The organism is Caballeronia sordidicola, assembly GCF_000729995.1.
GTDB lineage: Bacteria > Pseudomonadota > Gammaproteobacteria > Burkholderiales > Burkholderiaceae > Caballeronia > Caballeronia sordidicola_A.
The window spans coordinates 1-17,160 of sequence record NZ_JNFG01000200.1 but is presented as its reverse complement, the minus strand read 5'-3'; the positions used below and the strand labels follow the sequence as shown (position 1 = coordinate 17,160).

General features: G+C 59.4%; 17 protein-coding genes, 2 tRNA genes and 1 pseudogene. 10 read left to right on the top strand and 10 right to left on the bottom strand.

All coding sequences use genetic code 11. The annotated features are described in order from the left end of the window. Positions 1 to 21: 21 nt before the first annotated feature. A complete protein-coding gene (ppk1, locus tag FH08_RS0138155) occupies positions 22 to 2,085 on the bottom strand; it encodes a polyphosphate kinase 1 (RefSeq protein ID WP_031363383.1) in 2,064 nt (687 codons plus the stop codon). A 334-nt stretch (positions 2,086 to 2,419) separates the two neighbouring features. On the opposite strand from ppk1, the gene ppx reads away from it, so the two are divergent. Continuing rightward, positions 2,420 to 3,937: an exopolyphosphatase gene (gene ppx / locus FH08_RS0138150; protein WP_031363382.1), complete on the top strand. Its 1,518-nt coding sequence runs from the start codon at positions 2,420 to 2,422 to the stop codon at positions 3,935 to 3,937. 178 nt (positions 3,938 to 4,115) lie between these two features. On the opposite strand, the gene FH08_RS0138145 is transcribed toward ppx, so the two are convergent. Both FH08_RS0138145 and sixA read right to left on the bottom strand, forming a co-directional pair. After that, on the bottom strand, positions 4,116 to 4,949 hold the full coding sequence (locus FH08_RS0138145; RefSeq protein ID WP_081889715.1) for a GNAT family N-acetyltransferase: 834 nt from the start codon (positions 4,947 to 4,949) through the stop codon (positions 4,116 to 4,118). A 162-nt stretch (positions 4,950 to 5,111) separates the two neighbouring features. Continuing rightward, complete coding sequence (sixA, locus tag FH08_RS0138140) at positions 5,112 to 5,570, bottom strand: phosphohistidine phosphatase SixA (protein WP_031363380.1); 459 nt, start codon at positions 5,568 to 5,570, stop codon at positions 5,112 to 5,114. Between the two features lie 149 nt (positions 5,571 to 5,719). Here sixA and FH08_RS0138135 point away from each other — a divergent pair. The 4 genes from FH08_RS0138135 (at position 5,720) to FH08_RS52250 (ending at position 7,435) form a co-directional block, all read left to right on the top strand. Further along, positions 5,720 to 5,796 (top strand) — tRNA-Pro (locus FH08_RS0138135). Between the two features lie 184 nt (positions 5,797 to 5,980). Then, entirely contained in the window at positions 5,981 to 6,154 is a 174-nt protein-coding gene (locus tag FH08_RS53065) for a hypothetical protein (protein WP_200878853.1), read from the top strand. A gap of 56 nt (positions 6,155 to 6,210) precedes the next feature. After that, the gene (locus tag FH08_RS0138125; RefSeq protein ID WP_035568419.1) at positions 6,211 to 6,744 is read left to right on the top strand and encodes a Fur family transcriptional regulator; all 534 of its coding nucleotides are present in this window, start codon (positions 6,211 to 6,213) and stop codon (positions 6,742 to 6,744) included. Positions 6,745 to 7,201: 457 nt separating this feature from the next. After that, the gene (locus FH08_RS52250; RefSeq protein ID WP_152603027.1) at positions 7,202 to 7,435 is read left to right on the top strand and encodes a hypothetical protein; all 234 of its coding nucleotides are present in this window, start codon (positions 7,202 to 7,204) and stop codon (positions 7,433 to 7,435) included. Here FH08_RS52250 and FH08_RS0138120 read toward each other — a convergent pair. The 3 genes from FH08_RS0138120 to FH08_RS0138110 all read right to left on the bottom strand — a co-directional run bounded on the left by FH08_RS0138120 (position 7,398) and on the right by FH08_RS0138110 (position 9,597). Next, the gene (locus FH08_RS0138120; RefSeq protein ID WP_152603030.1) at positions 7,398 to 7,682 is read right to left on the bottom strand and encodes a hypothetical protein; all 285 of its coding nucleotides are present in this window, start codon (positions 7,680 to 7,682) and stop codon (positions 7,398 to 7,400) included. The two genes, FH08_RS52250 and FH08_RS0138120, sit on opposite strands and share 38 nt — an antisense overlap. A 127-nt stretch (positions 7,683 to 7,809) precedes the next feature. Beyond that, on the bottom strand, positions 7,810 to 8,508 hold the full coding sequence (locus FH08_RS0138115) for a peptidoglycan DD-metalloendopeptidase family protein (protein ID WP_031363377.1): 699 nt from the start codon (positions 8,506 to 8,508) through the stop codon (positions 7,810 to 7,812). 183 nt (positions 8,509 to 8,691) lie between these two features. Further along, positions 8,692 to 9,597, bottom strand: coding sequence for an aldose epimerase (locus FH08_RS0138110; protein WP_031363376.1), 906 nt, complete (start codon positions 9,595 to 9,597; stop codon positions 8,692 to 8,694). A 578-nt stretch (positions 9,598 to 10,175) separates the two neighbouring features. Between FH08_RS0138110 and FH08_RS0138100 the strand changes: the two genes are divergently transcribed. Both FH08_RS0138100 and FH08_RS0138095 read left to right on the top strand, forming a co-directional pair. After that, positions 10,176 to 11,006, top strand: coding sequence for an undecaprenyl-diphosphate phosphatase (locus tag FH08_RS0138100; RefSeq protein WP_031363375.1), 831 nt, complete (start codon positions 10,176 to 10,178; stop codon positions 11,004 to 11,006). Positions 11,007 to 11,093: 87 nt separating this feature from the next. Then, positions 11,094 to 11,170: transfer RNA gene (locus FH08_RS0138095), tRNA-Arg, on the top strand. An 85-nt stretch (positions 11,171 to 11,255) separates the two neighbouring features. Here the strand turns inward: FH08_RS0138095 and FH08_RS0138090 are convergent. Both FH08_RS0138090 and FH08_RS0138085 read right to left on the bottom strand, forming a co-directional pair. After that, the gene (locus FH08_RS0138090) at positions 11,256 to 12,242 is read right to left on the bottom strand and encodes a sulfonate ABC transporter substrate-binding protein (protein WP_051888861.1); all 987 of its coding nucleotides are present in this window, start codon (positions 12,240 to 12,242) and stop codon (positions 11,256 to 11,258) included. 174 nt (positions 12,243 to 12,416) lie between these two features. Next, on the bottom strand, positions 12,417 to 12,701 hold the full coding sequence (locus tag FH08_RS0138085) for a hypothetical protein (protein ID WP_031363373.1): 285 nt from the start codon (positions 12,699 to 12,701) through the stop codon (positions 12,417 to 12,419). 299 nt (positions 12,702 to 13,000) lie between these two features. Here FH08_RS0138085 and FH08_RS0138080 point away from each other — a divergent pair, with 299 nt between their 5' ends. Both FH08_RS0138080 and FH08_RS0138075 read left to right on the top strand, forming a co-directional pair. After that, positions 13,001 to 13,408 (top strand): RT0821/Lpp0805 family surface protein, encoded by a 408-nt coding sequence (locus FH08_RS0138080; RefSeq protein WP_031363372.1) that lies wholly within the window; start codon positions 13,001 to 13,003, stop codon positions 13,406 to 13,408. A gap of 62 nt (positions 13,409 to 13,470) precedes the next feature. Then, positions 13,471 to 13,923 carry an NUDIX domain-containing protein gene (locus FH08_RS0138075; protein ID WP_031363371.1) on the top strand — a complete coding sequence of 151 codons (453 nt, stop codon included), beginning with the start codon at positions 13,471 to 13,473 and terminating at the stop codon, positions 13,921 to 13,923. 20 nt (positions 13,924 to 13,943) lie between these two features. Here FH08_RS0138075 and FH08_RS0138070 read toward each other — a convergent pair whose 3' ends face one another. After that, positions 13,944 to 14,879 (bottom strand): transporter substrate-binding domain-containing protein, encoded by a 936-nt coding sequence (locus FH08_RS0138070; RefSeq protein ID WP_075583436.1) that lies wholly within the window; start codon positions 14,877 to 14,879, stop codon positions 13,944 to 13,946. A 50-nt stretch (positions 14,880 to 14,929) separates the two neighbouring features. After that, positions 14,930 to 16,639: a glutamine--tRNA ligase/YqeY domain fusion protein gene (locus tag FH08_RS0138065; RefSeq protein WP_031363369.1), complete on the bottom strand. Its 1,710-nt coding sequence runs from the start codon at positions 16,637 to 16,639 to the stop codon at positions 14,930 to 14,932. Between the two features lie 398 nt (positions 16,640 to 17,037). Between FH08_RS0138065 and FH08_RS54515 the strand changes: the two are divergent. Beyond that, a pseudogene (locus tag FH08_RS54515) lies at positions 17,038 to 17,160 on the top strand (ornithine acetyltransferase); the annotation flags it as partial.

Genomic DNA, 17,160 nt, shown 5'->3' with positions numbered 1-17,160 from the left:
CACAAGCCGTCAGTCAGTGCATCAAGGGCAGAACTTCGCAAGCAAACCCAATTGCGCATTGCGCATCGACTTGCCGGGGCGTCGCCGCTTGTAATGCCCGTCGCTTTGCATGAGCCATGCCGCCTGGTTGTCGCCGAGAAACACGGACAGTCCTTCGGCAATCACGCGCCGTTTCAGGCGCCGGTCGTTCACGGGAAATGCCACTTCCACGCGACGGAAGAGGTTGCGGTCCATCCAGTCCGCGCTCGACAAATACACCTTCTCTTCTCCGCCCGCGTAAAAGTAAAAGATGCGGTGATGTTCGAGGAAACGTCCGACGATGGAGCGCACCGTAATGTTCTCGGACAGGTCTTCCACCCCGGGTTTCAACGCGCAGACGCCACGCACGATCAGGTCGATCTTCACGCCAGCCTGAGACGCCTCATACAACTCGATAATCACCGTCGGTTCAAGCAGCGCATTCATCTTGGCGACAATTCGCGCTTTCTTACCCGCACGCGCGTTATCGGCTTCAGCACGAATGGCCTGGATCAGATTCGGGCACAGTGTAAAAGGCGCTTGCCAGAGTTGATGCAGGTGCAATTCGCCGCCAATGCCGGTGAGTTGCTGAAACACGTGATGCACGTCTTCGCAGACTTGCTGATCCGAGGTCATCACGGCGAAATCGGTATAAAGACGTGCGGTACGCGGGTGATAGTTACCCGTACCCAGGTGCACATAACGCCTGAGCACCATCTTGCCGCCCTGTGCAACGCGCCGCACGATCAGCATCATTTTCGCGTGGCATTTGTGGCCGACGACGCCGTACACCACGTGCGCGCCCACGGCTTCAAGCTGCGACGCCCAGTTCATATTCGTTTCTTCGTCGAAGCGCGCAAGCAGTTCCACCACCACGGTGACTTCCTTGCCGTTTCGCGCGGCTTGCATCAGCGCATCCATCAGCGGCGAGTCGGTGCCGGTCCGATAGATTGTTTGCTTGATCGCCACCACCTGCGGGTCCTTGGCCGCCTGCAGCAGCAACTCGAGCACGGGCTGAAAGCTCTCGTACGGATGGTGCAGGAGGATGTCGCCCTGATCGATGGCATCGAACATGTTCGATGCTGCCGCGATAGCCTTCGGCACCGCCGGAATATGCGGCACGAACTTCAGGTCCGGCCGGTCGACCATCTCGGGCAACTGCATCAGGCGTACGAGATTGACCGGCCCGTTCACGCGATAACAATCGCGGTCGTTCAGTTCGCTCTCGTCTAGCAGTCGCCGGATCATGTGCGGCGGCGTTTCAGCCGACACTTCCAGACGCACCGCGTTGCCCAGGTGCCGCGCGGGAAGTTCGCCCTGCAGCGCCACGCGCAAGTTGGTGATTTCGTCTTCATCGACGAACAATTCGCTGTTGCGGGTGATGCGGAACTGGTTGCAACTGCGCACGATCAGGTGGGGAAACAGCGCGTCGACAAAATGCTGCATCAGTGAGCTCAGCAGCACGAACCCGTGCGGGTAGCCCGACAGCGCCTCGGGCATGCGCACGAGCCGTGGCAGCGCGCGCGGCGCCTGCACGATGCCCATCATCGCCTGGCGGCCGAACGCGTCCTTGCCCTCCAGTTCGACCACGAAGTTCAGGCTCTTGTTCAGCACGCGCGGAAACGGATGCGCGGGGTCCAGGCCGATCGGCGTCAGCACCGGCAGCAACTCGTTCTGAAAATAATCGCGCGCCCAGTCGGTCTGCGCTTCGCTCCATGACTCAACGCCGTGAAAGTAGATTCCCTCACTTTCCAGCGCGGGAAACACGGTCTTCTGAAGCATCACGTATTGCTGATGGACCAGCCGATGCGCGCGTTCGACCACGAGGTCGTACACATGCTGCAGCGACATGCCGTCCGGCGAGAGCGAGCCCGGGTTGTCGCGCATCTGTTCCTGCATGCCCGCCATGCGGACTTCAAAGAATTCGTCCAGGTTGCTGCTGGTAATACAGATGAAGCGGAGTCGTTCGAGCAGTGGAACGGCGGTATCGGCGGCTTGCGACAATACACGTTCGTTAAAACCCAGAATGCCCAGTTCGCGATTAAGAAGGGGATAGCGTAAGGACATCGATAGTATTGGCAGTCAAAAAAAGCGGAATGTGCAAGGATCGCTCGGAATGCACCACAGTATGATGACGTTTTTGTGAAATCGTCGTGTCATAAATCTAACGCACGTCTCCGGTAAGGTTGATTCTGGCGAGGTTTGCCCTGTTGAGTCTGATAATCGAAATCGATTCGTTGGCGCAATTTGCCGCGCTGGATTATTCGCCAGACCAGCACAGTGGTCCGCTTGGACTTAAAATTGGCGCGCTGTTGCGGCCCCGGCGTGTTCAAATGCTGTCCGCACCGCTTGGGAGCTGCAAGGCGCTCGCGGGCACAACCCTACGGAACCTGGAAAATCGATGGTCAACCCCCCTCATCTTTTGGCAGCCGTAGATCTCGGATCGAACAGCTTCAGGCTGATCGTCGGACGCGTCGAGGAGACGCCCTCTGGCAGCCCGATCTATCAGGTCGACGCGCTACGCGAACCTGTGCGGCTTGCGGCGGGCCTGTCGCGCGACAAGTACCTGGACCGCGCCTCGCAACTGCGGGGCTGGGACGCGCTGAAACGCTTTGGGGAACGGCTGCGGGACTTCCATCCCGATCACGTGCGCGCAGTCGCAACCAACACGCTGCGCGTCGCCAAGAACGCCGACGAATTCCTGGCCGAAGCGCAAAACGCGCTCGGATTCCCGATTGAAGTGATTGCCGGCCGTGAAGAGGCGCGCCTGATTTATGCGGGCGCTGCGCACTCGGTGCCGGCGAGCGCGGGCAAGCGGCTGGTGGTGGATATCGGCGGCGGATCGACGGAATTTATTATCGGCTCGCACTATACCCCCATTCACATGGAGAGCCTGTATATAGGCTGCGTGAGTCATAGCCGGCAGTTTTTCGCAGCCGGTAATGTCGATGAATATTCAATGCGGCAAGCCGAACTCGCCGCCAAGCGCGAAATCGAGATTATCTCGAGTGAATACAAACAGACGGGCTGGGATCAGGCAATTGGATCGTCGGGTACGGCGCGCGCGCTGGCCGAGTTGATCGAAGCGAATGGTTTCAACGATCCCGGCATCACCCACGGCATTTCACGCGGCGGGCTGGAGCGGCTGAAGAGGGCGCTGATCAAGGCCGAGAATGTGAACCGGCTGAAGTTGATCGCGTTGAAGGCTGACCGGATTCCGGTGCTCGCGGGCGGTTTGTCGATCATGCTCGGCGTGTTCGAGGAACTGGGGATTGAATACGTCGATACCACTGATGGCGCGCTGCGGCTCGGCGTGCTGTATGACCTGCTGGGGCGTACGCAGCATCAGGACATGCGCACGGTGACGGTGGAAGGGTTCAAGCGGCGCTATGCGGTGGATGGCGAGCAGTCGGACCGTATTGCCGAGCTGGCGATCAGTTTCTACGAACAGCTCGAAGCCGTCGATATGGATCCGGAACGGCGGACGGAAAATCGCATGTTCCTGGGATGGGCGGCGGCCTTGCACGAAATCGGGCTTTCCATCTCGCATAGCGCTTATCACAAGCATTCTGCGTATATCGCGAGTCATGCGGATATGCCCGGGTTTTCGAGGACCGATCAGGCGAGGTTAGCCGGCCTGGTGCTTGGGCATGTGGGCAAGTTGGGCAAGCTTTCGCAGGCCCGCGATGTCGACTGGACCTTGCTGTTTTGTCTGCGGCTGGCGGCGCTGCTTTGCCGGCGGCGGGCGGATGTCGGGTTTCCCGCCATTCAGGTCTCGCTGGCCAACGGCGGGTTCGATGTACGCCTGCCCAACGATTGGGTCGCGCTCAATCCGCTCACCGACTACAGCCTCGTTCAGGAAGCGGCTGAGTGGGAGAAGATCGGCAAGCCGTATCGGGTGGTTTATACGGGTGTTTGATGGGCGAGTGTGGGGGCTGCTTGTGGCCCCCACGTGTCTCGTCGATTATCTCGCCGTGCGTAAATAGTACGGACTTCGAATCTATTCTTGCGTGTGAATAAAATTCCCGCCGCGCGTGGTGAGTGCGTCGCGCCAGCGGGTTGATCTGATCGTTATTGCTGGCGCGCTTTTCTTGTTGTCAGTCAGCCATGAAGTGACGCGCGTAGCGGTCCCCTATCTCCGATATACGCAGCAAGGTCAAAAAGTCCGCTGTATTGAAATCGGGGTCCCACGCCGGCGCGCCGCAGATTTTCGCACCCAGGCGCAAATAGCCCTTCAGCAAAGGCGGCGGCGCTACCGTCGCGCCCGTGCGCAGTTCCTGCACCGGCAACGGCGTATGCGCAAACGCCCGGTATTCCGGCGATGTCAGCGCTTCTTTTTCCAACCCCTCGTAAAGGTCGGCGGCGTAGTGGCCACCGTCCGCCATCGCGACGCTCGCGCAACCTAACATGGTCTCGTAGCCGTTCTGCTTCATGTACGCGGCCAGGCCACCCCACAAAGACATGATCACTCCACCGCTGCGGTAGTCCGCATGCACGCACGAGCGGCCGAGTTCCACCAGCTTCGGGCGCAAGTGCGCGAGGCGGGACACATCGAATTCGCTCTCGGCATACAGGCGTCCGGCCCGCGCCGCCTGATGCGGGGGCAATACCCGGTACGTTCCTACTACCTTCAACGTGTTCAGGTCGCGCACCAGCAAGTGGTCGCAAAAGGCATCGAACGCGTCTACGTCCAGGCCCGCCGGACCCTTGAGTTGCGCGCCCATTTCGTCGGCGAACACGCGGTACCGCAGGCGCTGCGCTTCGCGCAATTCAGCTTCGGAATGCGCCCACGATACCCGCAGCCGATGTTGTCCCGTTACCGTCTCCGCCGCATTCGGCAGGCGCCGACGAAGTTCGGTCACGTTCGAGCCACCAGACCCGCTCAGTCCATTCGATGTGCTCAATAAAGCGAGTGTCGTCGATTTCTGCATTGGCAACCCCCAAGTGGATTTGGCTGACGTAATAATGTCAGCCAATGTAAGTATTCCGAATGACGCTCGCATGGCGCGACCATGACGATTCAATGAAGCGTCACCGCGAAGCCACAGTTTTGCCGCCTTGGGGGCGTTTTTGTCGCTGGTTGCAGTCTTTTGCTACAGCAGATCAGGACTTGTTACCGCGCGCAGCACGACCTGATCGTCGCCCGCGCGGGAGCGTTGCTGGAACCACCAGATGCCGCCTTTCTTCAGGGTCCATTCGGCTTCGTGGCCGGTCATCAGCGAAGCCGCGACGCGCCCGAGCGTCGGCTGATGTCCGACTACAACAACAGTTTCCGCGACGCCGCGCGGCCACTCTGCGGCATCGAGCACGGCTTGAGCGCTGGCGCCTGGCGCCAGTTCCTTCACCACGCTATACCGGTCGCCGAACGCTTCCATCGTCTGGATCGTGCGCGTGGCCGGACTGACGAGGAACAGCGCATCGTCGTCTAACCGGCTTTTCAGCCACTTCGCCGCGGCTTGCGCCTGTTTTACGCCGCGCGGCGTCAGCTGGCGCACGAAATCGCTCGCGGCCTGGTCTTCTGCTTCGGCGTGGCGCCAGAGAATGAGGTTCATCGAAGGTCTCCTTTGGGTGCTTGATTCGGTGCTTGAGTCTCAATTTCGACCGGTAGAGGCGGCAAACGTGCTGCGGCTTCGGGTTTGACACGGCATCTAACAGTTTTGATTGCGTCGATATCCGTAAAACGCTATCATCTCGTTCTTGTCGGAGCGTAGCGCAGCCTGGTAGCGCATCTGATTTGGGATCAGAGGGTCGAAGGTTCGAATCCTTTCGCTCCGACCACGTATCAAATGAAGGGGTCACGAGTTTAACTCGTGACCCCTTTGCCGTTTGCGGCGCCGTTCCATTGATAAGGCGCTGGTCGCCCAGCGTGTCCGTTCTCTCGCCAATCCCCGATATCGTTTAATCTTCTGCGTTCACCCGTCGTATTCGTATTCAACCTTCCTGAACTCCATCCGGGCCGTCCATGCCGCGTTTCGCCGCTTTGCTTGTTTGCTCCCTGCTCCTGTCCGCCTGTGCCGACGCCACCGTGCCTCACCACACGCCGCCGCAAGATCCGCCCGATTACAAAGGCGTGCCCACCGACACCACGCCGCCAATCATGATCATCGCGCCGGCCACGTCCGACCAGCCGCAATAAAGCCGGGACGCCGCGCGCCCGAAGTCTGCCCTCATGCCGCAGCGTATAATCCGCCTATGAACACGCCCGCCAACGACACCCAGTCTCACGCCCACTCGTCCGCCGACGCGCTCCAGGCGGCGGTCACGATGGCCGACGATTATTGTCGCGAGCGTGGTCAGAAACTCACGCCCATTCGCCGCACCGTGCTCGAGTTGCTGCTGGCCTCGGGCCGCGCGACCAAAGCCTATACGCTGCTCGACGAAATGCGGGCGATGCATCCGAACGCATCGCCGCCGACGGTGTATCGGGCGCTGGATTTCCTGCTCTCGGCGGGGCTGATTCATCGGATCGAATCGATCAACGCGTTCACCGTCTGCCACGATCTCACGCATTGCCAGCATGGCGTGCTGATCGTTTGCCAGCAATGTGGCCGCGTGACCGAGTTGCCGCAGCAAAAACAGTTGCGCCAGAGCCTGATGTCGCAGGTCGAGGCGAGCGGGTATCGGCTGGCCGGCGACGACATCGAGTTAAAGGGCATTTGTCCGGCATGTCAGGCAGCCGAGGACCCCAGCGCGCATCAGCACGATCACGACCACGCGTCGCATTGATCTCCACGCGCATTGCATAAAGCGCGGCGCGCGTAAAAAGGCCGTTTTCGACGTCAGTCGGAAACGGCCTTTTGTATTCCATGGATGGCTTCGAACACCGCTCGGAGCGTCCCGCAATCTCCTGAGCAAAACCCCGAGCAGGGCGCTGACGCCCAAACTGACCACTCAAATGCAGCGAAGCCCCGATGCGGGCACACCGGGGCTTCTGACCCGCAAGGACTGTTCGCGCAGAGAATCGCGGGCTGATCGTATTCTAGAGTGCATCAATCGGGCTGATTGTGATCACTTGTATCAACGCGTAACCCAATGTGCGCAGGCGTTTCCAAGGATTAAGCCTGTCTGGTCAACGAAGGCCGCTGCACGTAATTACTACGATAGAAGTGCAGACTTGACGGCGTGTTAGGCGAATTTCTTGCCGCAAAGGTATTATCGGATTTCCTGTTATCGATTCCCGATCATGATCTCGTTGTGGATTTTCCTCGCCGTTTGTCCGATCGCGCTGGGTTCGCTGCTCGTGTTCGCTTCGCATATCGACCCGTTGTCCGGTCGGTGGCGCGGCGCGCAACTGCTGGGTTCACTGGGCCCGCGAGCAGACCAGATGGTGGGTGAACACGTTGAGCGCCTTGGCCGCTCGATCAAGAAACACGCGAGCGCTATTGCTTGCAGCGAATCACCATCGATCGGTTCTTGACGTTCGCGCCGAAAATCCCGGCCACCGTCCCGCCCGATGTCGCCCCGTTGTCGACATCCTTCGACACCACGTCGTACCCGTATGAACCGCACATCTCGCCCGCCTTTTTGTAGCATTCCGCCCAGCTTGTACTCGCGTCGCCACCGCTGCAATTGATCGCAAAACCTGTGTCACCGGACGGCAGATAGGTCCTCTTCGCCGAGTCGGCGCAGCCAGCGAGTGCCAACGCAGTCAGCGCAGCCGCCATTACCGCAGCCGTCGCGGCACCCTTTCCAAGCGTCGTGGCGCAAACTAGTAATTTCATCGATTCTTCCCTGTGTTTGATTGGCACGCCCGCCTTCATTGAGCGTGCCTGTCTTCAATTGACCGGCGCGTTACCGTGCCGGCAGATAGCGCGATGGATCGATCGAACTACCCTTGTAGCGCAATTCAAAATGCAGCATCACGCGATTCGTGTCGGTGTCACCCATTTCCGCGATGGGTTGACCCTGCGTGATGCTCTGGCCCTCCTTCACGAGCAGCGCGCGGTTATGCGCGTAGGCGGTCAGGTAGTCGGCGTTGTGCTTGATGATCAGCAAGTTGCCGTAACCGCGCAGGCCGTTGCCTGCATAGACCACCGTTCCGGCGGCTGCCGCCACGATCTGCGTCCCGGACGCGCCGCCAATGTCGATACCCTTTGAACTCTTGCCATCGAAACCGCGGATCACGCTGCCTTGCGTCGGCCAGATAAGCGAAATGGTGGTGGCCGGCGTGACCAATGCAGACGACGATGGCGCCGAGTCCGATGGTTCCGCGCCGCCTGCGCGTGCCGGCGGTGCTGATGACCCCGCCGGTGTCACGCTTCCCGCTGGCGGCGCCACGCGCAGCACCTGGCCGACCTCGATAGCATTCGGGTCGGTGAGGTTGTTCCAGCGCGCGATGTTCTGCACCGATGTCCGGTTCGCCCGCGCCACCTTTGACACCGTGTCGCCCCGTTCAACTCGATAAAACCCTGGTCCGACCGGCGCAGAGCCGCACGCGGCGAGCACTGCGATCAATGACGCGCAGGTCAGCCGTCGAATTATTTTTACCAAACTCAAAACCTCGCAAAGCGCCGCACAAACCCGAAAACGCTGCGGCAAACAAACCAGGACGCGCATCGGCGAAATGTCCGATTTTACCGTCCCGGCGTCGCTGCCCTCAGAAGCGGCCTACCTGGCCCATGGTTGCCGCTCGTTATCCCGCGTGTTCTTTCCTTCCGTGTCCTTCCGTATTTTTCACGCAGCCGGTGAAACGCTCAGCCGCAGTGCTGCCGTTTCGGTCTTTCCCGGCGCGAGCCAGCGCAGTCCTTGGCCGTTGTGAATGGCATCGGGAAGTCCGACCCAAGGCTCGATACAGTAGAAATCCGATGTGGGCTCGAGAGTCCAGGTCGTCACGGCGTACCAGGGTACTGAGTCGGGCCGCTGCAGGTCGAAATGCACCGCGCGTTTCAAACCGGGCGTGACGAGGCGGACGGGGTTGTCGGCGGGGCCGGTAAAGCAATGAAAACGGTCCAGGATGTTGACGTCGTCCAGCGCGTAGCGCGCTGCGCCCGCTTCTGGGTCGGTGATCGAGCCGTCATCGAGTTGCCGGCGGGTTTCAGTGCGTGGCAGTTCCAGGCTGCTGATGCCGCGCTGGTCGTGCGGCAGGGCGAAGTAGAAATGATGGCCCGAGTAGTAGGGCAGCGGCACTTCACCGGGGTTTGACGTGGTCAGCTCGACATCGAGCGTCACTGCATCGACGAGCCTGTATGCCGCCTCGAAACGAAACGCGAACGGATAACCCTGGCGCGTGAAATCATCGTCCACGAGCGTCATTCGCACGCCATGGCCATCCGCGTCCTTGCGATATTCGAACGGCAGGTTGCGCGCGAAACCGTGCATGGGGAGTTCGTGCACGACGCCTTCCTGATCTCGCCATTTGCCGATCTCGCCATCAACGAAATGGCGGCCGAGAAACGGAAACAACAACGGATTGCCGCCGCGAATCTTGACGAAGTTGGACCAGTCGGGCGCGTCCGGCCAGAAAATAACGGGCTCGCCACCGACGCGCCACGTCATCAACCGTCCGCCCGCGCGCGGCGCGATGTCGAGAGCGGCGTCATCGAACGTGATTTCCAGGATGTCTTCAGGCTGGGGGAACATGTCGGTGGTCTCCTTGAGTAAGGGTTCGAACTGCGGGTGCGGGTTCAAACAAGTGTTCGAACGGGCAATGAGCAAACGGTTTGGTGCAGATGGCATGAGGCAACGGGCGGCTCAATTCTACGGGGAAACCCTTTTGGGGAAATTGCGACTGACACAGCTGGTTTCATTGGCTCGATAATGCAAGCACGATGTAACGCGGATGAAACATCTTTCGACCTTGGCGATCTCTCACAGATCAACGGGTCCTGCCCGAACGACGAGGATGATATGGATCTGGCGATGATGTTTGGAGTGTTCATTTTTGGCACGTTTGGCGCCGGCACGCTGCTGTTTTTGTACAAGCTGCGACCGTGACGCCGGTGTGACGCAATCACAAAAAAGCCCGTTCTTACAACGGGCTTTTTTTATTATTACTTTTATATTCGATTATCCAAACAATTAGCTTTCGATAACGAAAGGCATTGCGCAAAGGCTTGGCGCTGCTTTTAGTGAGCGGCATAATCGGCCCGGTTTGCTTGGCCATATGCTGCACCGCCGCGGCTATGTGCCTGTCGCTAATAACGAAAGAGGATCGACGCGTGACTTTGTGGTTTCTGATTTTTCTGAGCGTACTCCAGGGTGTGACTGAATTGTTCCCGGTCAGCAGTCTTGGACATACGCTTTTGGTGCCCGGCCTGATCGGGATGCACATCGATAAACACGCGCCGCAGTTGTTGCCGTTCCTGGTCGCGTTGCATCTGGGTACGGCGCTCGCGCTGCTGTGGTACTTCCGCAAGCGCTGGATTGCGCTGATCAAGGGGTTTATTGGATCGATCAGCGGCCGCAAAAACGCTGATGGCCACATGATGTGGGCGCTGATCATCGGCACGATTCCGACGGGCATCGTCGGGCTGGTGCTTGAAAAGCGGCTCGAAGCGCTGTTCCACGATCTTCGGATCGTCGCGGCTGCGCTAATGGTGAACGGGGTACTGCTGTGGCTTGGCGACCGGCTGACGCGCGCGCGTGCCGAGCGTGCGCCCGAAGACCTCACGTTCAAGCAAGCGTTCCTCGTGGGCCTCGCTCAGATCGGCGCGCTGATTCCAGGCTTTTCGCGCAGCGGGCTGACGATTATCGCGGGCGTCGGCGCCGGGATGAGTTCGGAGAAAGCGGCGGAGTTTTCGTTCTTGCTGGGCACGCCCATCATCTTCGCGGCTGGCGTGCTTGAATTGCCGAAGCTGTTCCACGCACCGGATCAACTCTTCGATGCTCTTCTCGGCGGCGTGCTGACGGGAATTGCGGCGTACTTGAGCGTGCGTTTCCTGATGCGTTACTTCGAAGGCCGCGGCCGGCTGGCGGCATTCGGCTTGTATTGCGTGGTCGCGGGCGCGTTCTGTCTTGGCTGGTTCATGCTGCATCCTCAACCGGTTTAAGGGATTTGGACTGCATTCGGATGGGCGAGGTCTCGGAATGAGGCCTCGCATCCTTTCGATGAGGTAAAATCCCGGATCATCTGCAACGCGGCAGTAGCTCAGCTGGATAGAGCATCGGCCTTCTAAGCCGAGGGGCGGGGGTTCGAGTCCCTCCTGCCGTACCAGAACCTCGGGTTCATCTCAACGCTTGAGCGTGCGAAACCTGAGCATGATGCTGAGCAGGGATACGCACGCGATCAAACGTTATCTCTAGCGCGCTGTCAGCGCATCCTGGTCCCGCCACACGTTGTCCTTCACCGTCACCGCCTTCGGAATCAGCTTCGCGCGATAGAACAGATCGGCAACGTTTTGTTGGGTCGTGACAATCTTCTCGTCGATCGGTGTAGCGCCATACGGCACCCGGCGTACCCACGTTTCCACAAGCCCAGCATCAAGCCCGATTTTCGGCGCAAGCAACGCCGCCGTGTCCGCGGGGTGCTGCGTGACCCACGCGCCGGTTGTCCGCAACTGATCGATCACGGCACGCACCGCTTGTGGGTTTTGGGTGGCGAAACTGCGCGTGGCCTCATAGAAATTGAACGGCTTCGGCAACCCTGTGTAGTCCGCTAGCGTGCGCACCGTCAGCGCCTTCTGCGCGGCGGCGTAATACGGGTCCCAGACGATCCATGCATCGACATCGCCGTTTTCGAAGGCCGCGCGGGCGTCCGCGGGCGCGAGATAAACCGGTTGGATATCGTCGAGTTTCAAGCCTGCTTTCTGCAGCACCGCAAGCAGCAGGAAGTTCGAACTTGATCCCTTTTGCAACGCGATGCGCCGGCCTTTTAACTCGGCCAGCGAATGAATTGGCGAATTGGGTTTGACGAACAGCGCCTCGTTGGTTTCCCCTCCCGGCTCGGCGCCGACATACACGAAATTCACGCCGGCAGCCTGCGCGAAAATGGGAGGCGGTGCGCCGGTATAACCGAAATCGATGTTGCTTGTATTGAGCGCCTCGAGCAGTTGCGGCCCGGCGGGAAACTCATACCAGCTGACCGTGTAGCCGAGCGGCTTGAGCTTCTGTTCGAGCGAACCCTGAGCCTTGAGCACGGCAAGCAAACCGGCCTTCTGAAAACCGATCCGCAATTGCTTCGCGGGCGCACTCGCCGCATCTTGTGCCGAAGCCGACAGCGGCAACAAAGCGAACGCAGCAGCAAACCACAACCCTGATAACGACAACGACAAGCCCAGTTTTTTCATGACGATTTCCGCGCGAGAAGAGATAGTGCTGACCATAGCGGCGATGGGTTTGCGCGTCGAATAATCGATGCTTCGAAGCTAATGACGGAATACGCGAAACGGACATCCTGAAATATTCGACGATAAAAAAGGGCAGCCGAAGCTGCCCTTGGTTCATGCCGGGTTGCGACAAGTTTATGGCGCGAGTTGCCGGCATAAAAACACCAGCGTGAGCAACGCGCCGATCCAGAACGCGCCGCCTATGGCGGTCATCACGCGCGGCCAGATTGACGGCTGCGTGGCGCCGCGCGGGTCGGGAACATAGGAGCAGGCCGACCATTCGGACCGCTCAGGCCGTCTGGCCAGCATCCGGTCCATCGCTATGAGTCCTTTGGGCATCGTGACCGCACACGCGATAATGGCGATGCACAGCCACTCGGAAAACGTGGGCGCCTGGGCGGCAGCGAGAAGGGTGTCCATGATCGGAATCGAAGCGTAGTCGACAAGCTTTCGATCTTAGTTTTCCGTCTCCAATGCCTCTATCGGACACTTCTGAGATAGTCCTGGATTGCGCTGAAAATCAGAGCACATGGCCGTTCGGCGGACGTGGGACGCTTGCAAAGTCCTTATGTCCTCATGCTATCCTCGACGCCAAATGATCGTGATTTATCCGCTGATCCTGAGCGTTTCTGACTTTTTTGAAACGCGATGATGGCAATGGTCGAAATTCAATATCCAATATCAATACCAACGTCAATACCAACGAGGGAGAAAGTTTCATGTCATACCCATATCGCGCGCTCAAGCGCGTCTCCGTGCGACTCGCGGTGCAACTGATAGCAGGTTGTGTTGTGCTTGCCAGCGGCGCGGCACACGCGGCCAACCTCGGGTTTCTCAATAACACGCCGATTACCTACATGAAGCAGCGTGACTTGCAGGCGCTCAACCAGGCGGCGCACTCGGCGCTCGACACCAAGCAGGACGGCGAGTCGCTCGACTGGAACAACGAAGGCGCGGGGAATTCGGTTGCCATCAACGGCACGATCACGCCCTCGGATACGAAAAAGGACGCCGACCGTACGTGCCGCAAGCTCACCATGGTGGCTCACGCCAAGGGCCAGACGCAGACCTGGGCTCCCATCGTCTGCAAGCCGGACGGCGGTAAATGGGCATTGTTGAAACAGTGACCTGTTTTAGCCAGCCTGAAGTTTCCCGTCACGCGGTATCGCGAATCCGGAAGGCCGCTTAAATGGCTGACCGGACGGTTTCGTGCGGTGTCGTGATCCTTAACACGAAAGGGGAGGTGTTGTTATGTCACGCGACCGAGACGTCGCACTGGGATATCCCGAAAGGCCAGGGTGAAGCGGACGAACAACCCGTGGAAGCGGCGTTGCGGGAACTTGTGGAAGAGACGGGGATAGTGCTGAAAGCGGAGCGGTTGAAGGATCTGGGTCGGTTTGTATATCGCCGCGACAAGGACCTGCATCTGTTCGCGGTGCGAGTGACCGTCAACGAAGTGAAGCTTGAAGAGTGCGTCTGCGAATCGTATTTTCCGCGTCGCCGGGACGGTACGATGATTCCCGAAATGGATGCGTACAGGTGGGTGACACCGGCCGATGTCGATCAGTTCGCAAGCCGCAGCCTCGCGCGCTTGTTTCAGACCACGCTGTCGCTGACTGAACTGCACCAGACGCTCGCCTGAGCCGGAAGGCTTGGCTGCTGCTAGTTATCGGAGCCTTGATCGTTCGGATTGGCGAACAGCGCTTTCATTTCCGGCGACAAAGGGAATCGCAAGTTGATGTTGTCGGGGGGAATGGCCTGCATGAACCACCGGTTGTAGAGACTTTCGGCTTCGCCTGAGCGCTGCATGCCGGCAATCACGTCATCGGCCAGTTTCTTGAAGACCGGGTCACCCTTGCGCATGATGCATGCGTAGGGCTCGCGCGCGAGCGATTCGCCGGTGACCATGTACTCGTTTTGAGCCGGACCTTCTTGAGCTATCTTTCCGTATAGCAACGGATCATCCATCACGAAGGCCACGGCGCGGCCGGTTTTCACTGCATCGAAAGCTTCTGCATGGTCTTTCGCGCTGATGATTCGCAGATTCAGTTTCCGGTTCAGCGACAGTTCCCGCAGTAGCTGTTCATCGGAGGTTCCCGCTGTAGTCGATACCGTCTTGCCGGCGAGGTCGGCGTAGTTGCGGATGCCGGACTTACGCTTCACCACCATCCGGACGCCGTAAACAAAGAAGCTGTTCGAGAACGAGACCCATTGCTCGCGGTCACGAATATGAGAGGTCGACCCGCACTCCAGGTCGATTTGGTGATTCACCAAATACGACAACCGGGTCGACGATGTGACGACCACCGTGCTCACGGCAAGCCGGGGTGTTTGCAAACGGAGCCGGACTTCATCGACTATCTTGAGCGCAATGGCCTGTGAATAGCCGATGGGCTGCCCGTTCGCGTCGAGATAGGAGAAGGGGACCGACGACTCACGCACGCCGAGGATAATGGTGTTGTTCTCGGCGATCTTCCGTAACGTAGGCGAGGACAGGTCGACCGTGCTTGCGAAAGCCGCTTGCGCCGCGAACAGCGGCGCAAGCGCGCACGACACGTGCAACGCGCGGACGAACGGCCTTGGCAAGGTGCGTTGCAAAGCATCCCCCACAACAATGTGCGAGCGTCCGTCGGGACGCGCCGATGGTTTTAAGCCGGCTTGGACCAGCTATCGCGCAGGCTGACGATGCGATTGAACACCGGCATGCCGGGTTTCGAATCGATACGGTCGGCGACGAAATAGCCGTGGCGTTCGAACTGGTAACGATCTTCGGCGTTTGCCTGGCGTGCGCCCGGTTCGAGATAAGCGCGCACGATGCGCTTCGAGTCCGGGTTTAGTGCATCGAGGAATTCCGCGCCGCCGGCTCCCGGCTGCGGTTCTTTGAACAGGCGGTCGTAGATCCGTACTTCGGCTTCATACGCACCTTCTGCGCTGACCCAGTGAATGGTGCCCTTGACCTTATAGCCGTTTGCGCCTTCAGTGCCGGACTTGCTGTCGGGGAGATAGGTGCAATGCACGGCCGTGATGTTGCCGTGCTCGTCCTTGTCCGCGCCCGTGCATTCCACGACGAAGCCGTACTTCAGTCGCACCTTGTTGCCGGGGAACAAACGGAAATAGCCTTTCTTCGGTACTTCCTGGAAGTCTTCGCGCTCGATCCACAATTCCCGCGAAAACGGAAATTCGCGGGTGCCGCGCTCTGGATGATGCGGATGAACCGGCGCGCTGCACGTTTCGCTCGTGCCTTCCGGATAGTTGTCGATGATCAGTTTCAGCGGGTCCAGCACCGCGATTGCACGCGGCGCCTTTTCGTCGAGATCATCGCGCAATGCACCTTCCAGCACGCTCATGTCGATCCACGAATCCACCTTCGTCACTGCCACGCGGTCGCACATGAGCCGGATGCTTTCCGGCGTGAAACCCCGGCGCCGTACACCGACGATAGTCGGCATGCGCGGGTCGTCCCAGCCGTCGACGTGATTTTCCGTTACCAGTTGCAGCAGCTTGCGCTTGCTGGTGATGGCGTAGGTCAGGTTTAGGCGGGAGAACTCGATTTGCTGCGGCAGCGGACGGGTGAACTTGCCGTCATCGGCGAGTTGATTCAGGAACCAGTCGTACAGCGGACGGTGATCTTCAAACTCGAGCGTACACAGCGAATGCGTGATGTTTTCCAGCGCGTCCGATACACAGTGCGTGTAGTCGTACATGGGGTAGACGCACCATGTGTCGCCGGTCCGGTAATGATGTGCAAAACGAATCCGGTAGATGACAGGATCGCGCATGTTGAAATTTGGCGACGCCATGTCGATCTTCGCGCGCAGCACGTGCTCGCCTTCCTTGAACTCGCCCGCTTTCATGCGGCGGAACAGGTCCAGGTTCTCTTCCGGCGAGCGGTCGCGGAACGGTGAATTCGTGCCGGGCTCCTGGGCCGAGCCGCGTGTCGCGCGCATCTCTTCGGCCGACTGGCTATCGACATAAGCCTGGCCGCGTTCGATCAGCAGCTCGGCGAATTCGTAGAGTTTGTCGTAGTAGTCGCTGGCGAAGTACAGGTGTTCGGTGCCATCCTTGTTCCATTCGAAGCCGAGCCACTTGACGGCGTCGATGATGGAATCGACGTATTCGACGCTTTCCTTTTCCGGATTCGTGTCGTCGAAACGAAGGTGGCAGACGCCGCCGTAATCCCGCGCGATGCCGAAATTGACGCAAATGCTCTTCGCATGACCGATGTGCAGATAGCCGTTCGGCTCGGGTGGAAAACGAGTTTCGACCCGCTGCGACCATTTGTCGTTGCGATTGTCTTCGTCAATGATATTGCGGATGAAATTGTTTACCGCCGGGGCGTCGTTGCGATCGGTGTTCATGCGAGAAAGAGAGAGCGGACGAGGGCGCTAGCGTTGAAGACCTGCGGCTTGCGTTCGGTAAGACTTGTCTGGTCTTTCGATTCTACCTTAGCGAGAGGGGGAGGACAGCGCGGGCCGGGATTTCGCCGCGATGTGCGGCGCGCCCGCGACATCCGGGAGCCTCGGGCGGCCGTTGCTCGGTTGTTACCAGGCCACGGCGTTTTGCGTGCGGGTTGTATCCAGCGTAACGGGACGTAAATCGCATTGTCGGCCTTGTTGGGAGGATTTTAAGATAGCCTCGCGTTTCGAAATAATGAAATTGAAAGGTTCGGGGCGTGGGTGGTATCGACGATAAAAAGGACAATTTCATCATGAACAAGATCACGCGAATTGCTTTTCGGGTTGCACGGGTGGCGGCAATGGGTGTGTTTATCGCATCGCTTTCGGCGTGTGCGATGAACCGTACGCAGGCGCATGCGGGTATTGGCGCCGCGGCCGGCGGGGCTTTGGGTTATGTGCTGACCGGCGGTCCGCTCGGGACG

Coding starts and splice junctions, on each gene's coding strand:
- ppk1 (WP_031363383.1), bottom strand. CDS start 2,085: ATGTCCTTACGCTATCCCCTTCTTAATCGCGAACTGGGCATTCTGGGT.
- ppx (WP_031363382.1), top strand. CDS start 2,420: ATGGTCAACCCCCCTCATCTTTTGGCAGCCGTAGATCTCGGATCGAAC.
- FH08_RS0138145 (WP_081889715.1), bottom strand. CDS start 4,949: ATGCAGAAATCGACGACACTCGCTTTATTGAGCACATCGAATGGACTG.
- sixA (WP_031363380.1), bottom strand. CDS start 5,570: ATGAACCTCATTCTCTGGCGCCACGCCGAAGCAGAAGACCAGGCCGCG.
- FH08_RS53065 (WP_200878853.1), top strand. CDS start 5,981: ATGCCGCGTTTCGCCGCTTTGCTTGTTTGCTCCCTGCTCCTGTCCGCC.
- FH08_RS0138125 (WP_035568419.1), top strand. CDS start 6,211: ATGAACACGCCCGCCAACGACACCCAGTCTCACGCCCACTCGTCCGCC.
- FH08_RS52250 (WP_152603027.1), top strand. CDS start 7,202: ATGATCTCGTTGTGGATTTTCCTCGCCGTTTGTCCGATCGCGCTGGGT.
- FH08_RS0138120 (WP_152603030.1), bottom strand. CDS start 7,682: ATGGCGGCTGCGCTGACTGCGTTGGCACTCGCTGGCTGCGCCGACTCG.
- FH08_RS0138110 (WP_031363376.1), bottom strand. CDS start 9,597: ATGTTCCCCCAGCCTGAAGACATCCTGGAAATCACGTTCGATGACGCC.
- FH08_RS0138090 (WP_051888861.1), bottom strand. CDS start 12,242: ATGAAAAAACTGGGCTTGTCGTTGTCGTTATCAGGGTTGTGGTTTGCT.
- FH08_RS0138085 (WP_031363373.1), bottom strand. CDS start 12,701: ATGGACACCCTTCTCGCTGCCGCCCAGGCGCCCACGTTTTCCGAGTGG.
- FH08_RS0138080 (WP_031363372.1), top strand. CDS start 13,001: ATGTCATACCCATATCGCGCGCTCAAGCGCGTCTCCGTGCGACTCGCG.
- FH08_RS0138075 (WP_031363371.1), top strand. CDS start 13,471: ATGGCTGACCGGACGGTTTCGTGCGGTGTCGTGATCCTTAACACGAAA.
- FH08_RS0138065 (WP_031363369.1), bottom strand. CDS start 16,639: ATGAACACCGATCGCAACGACGCCCCGGCGGTAAACAATTTCATCCGC.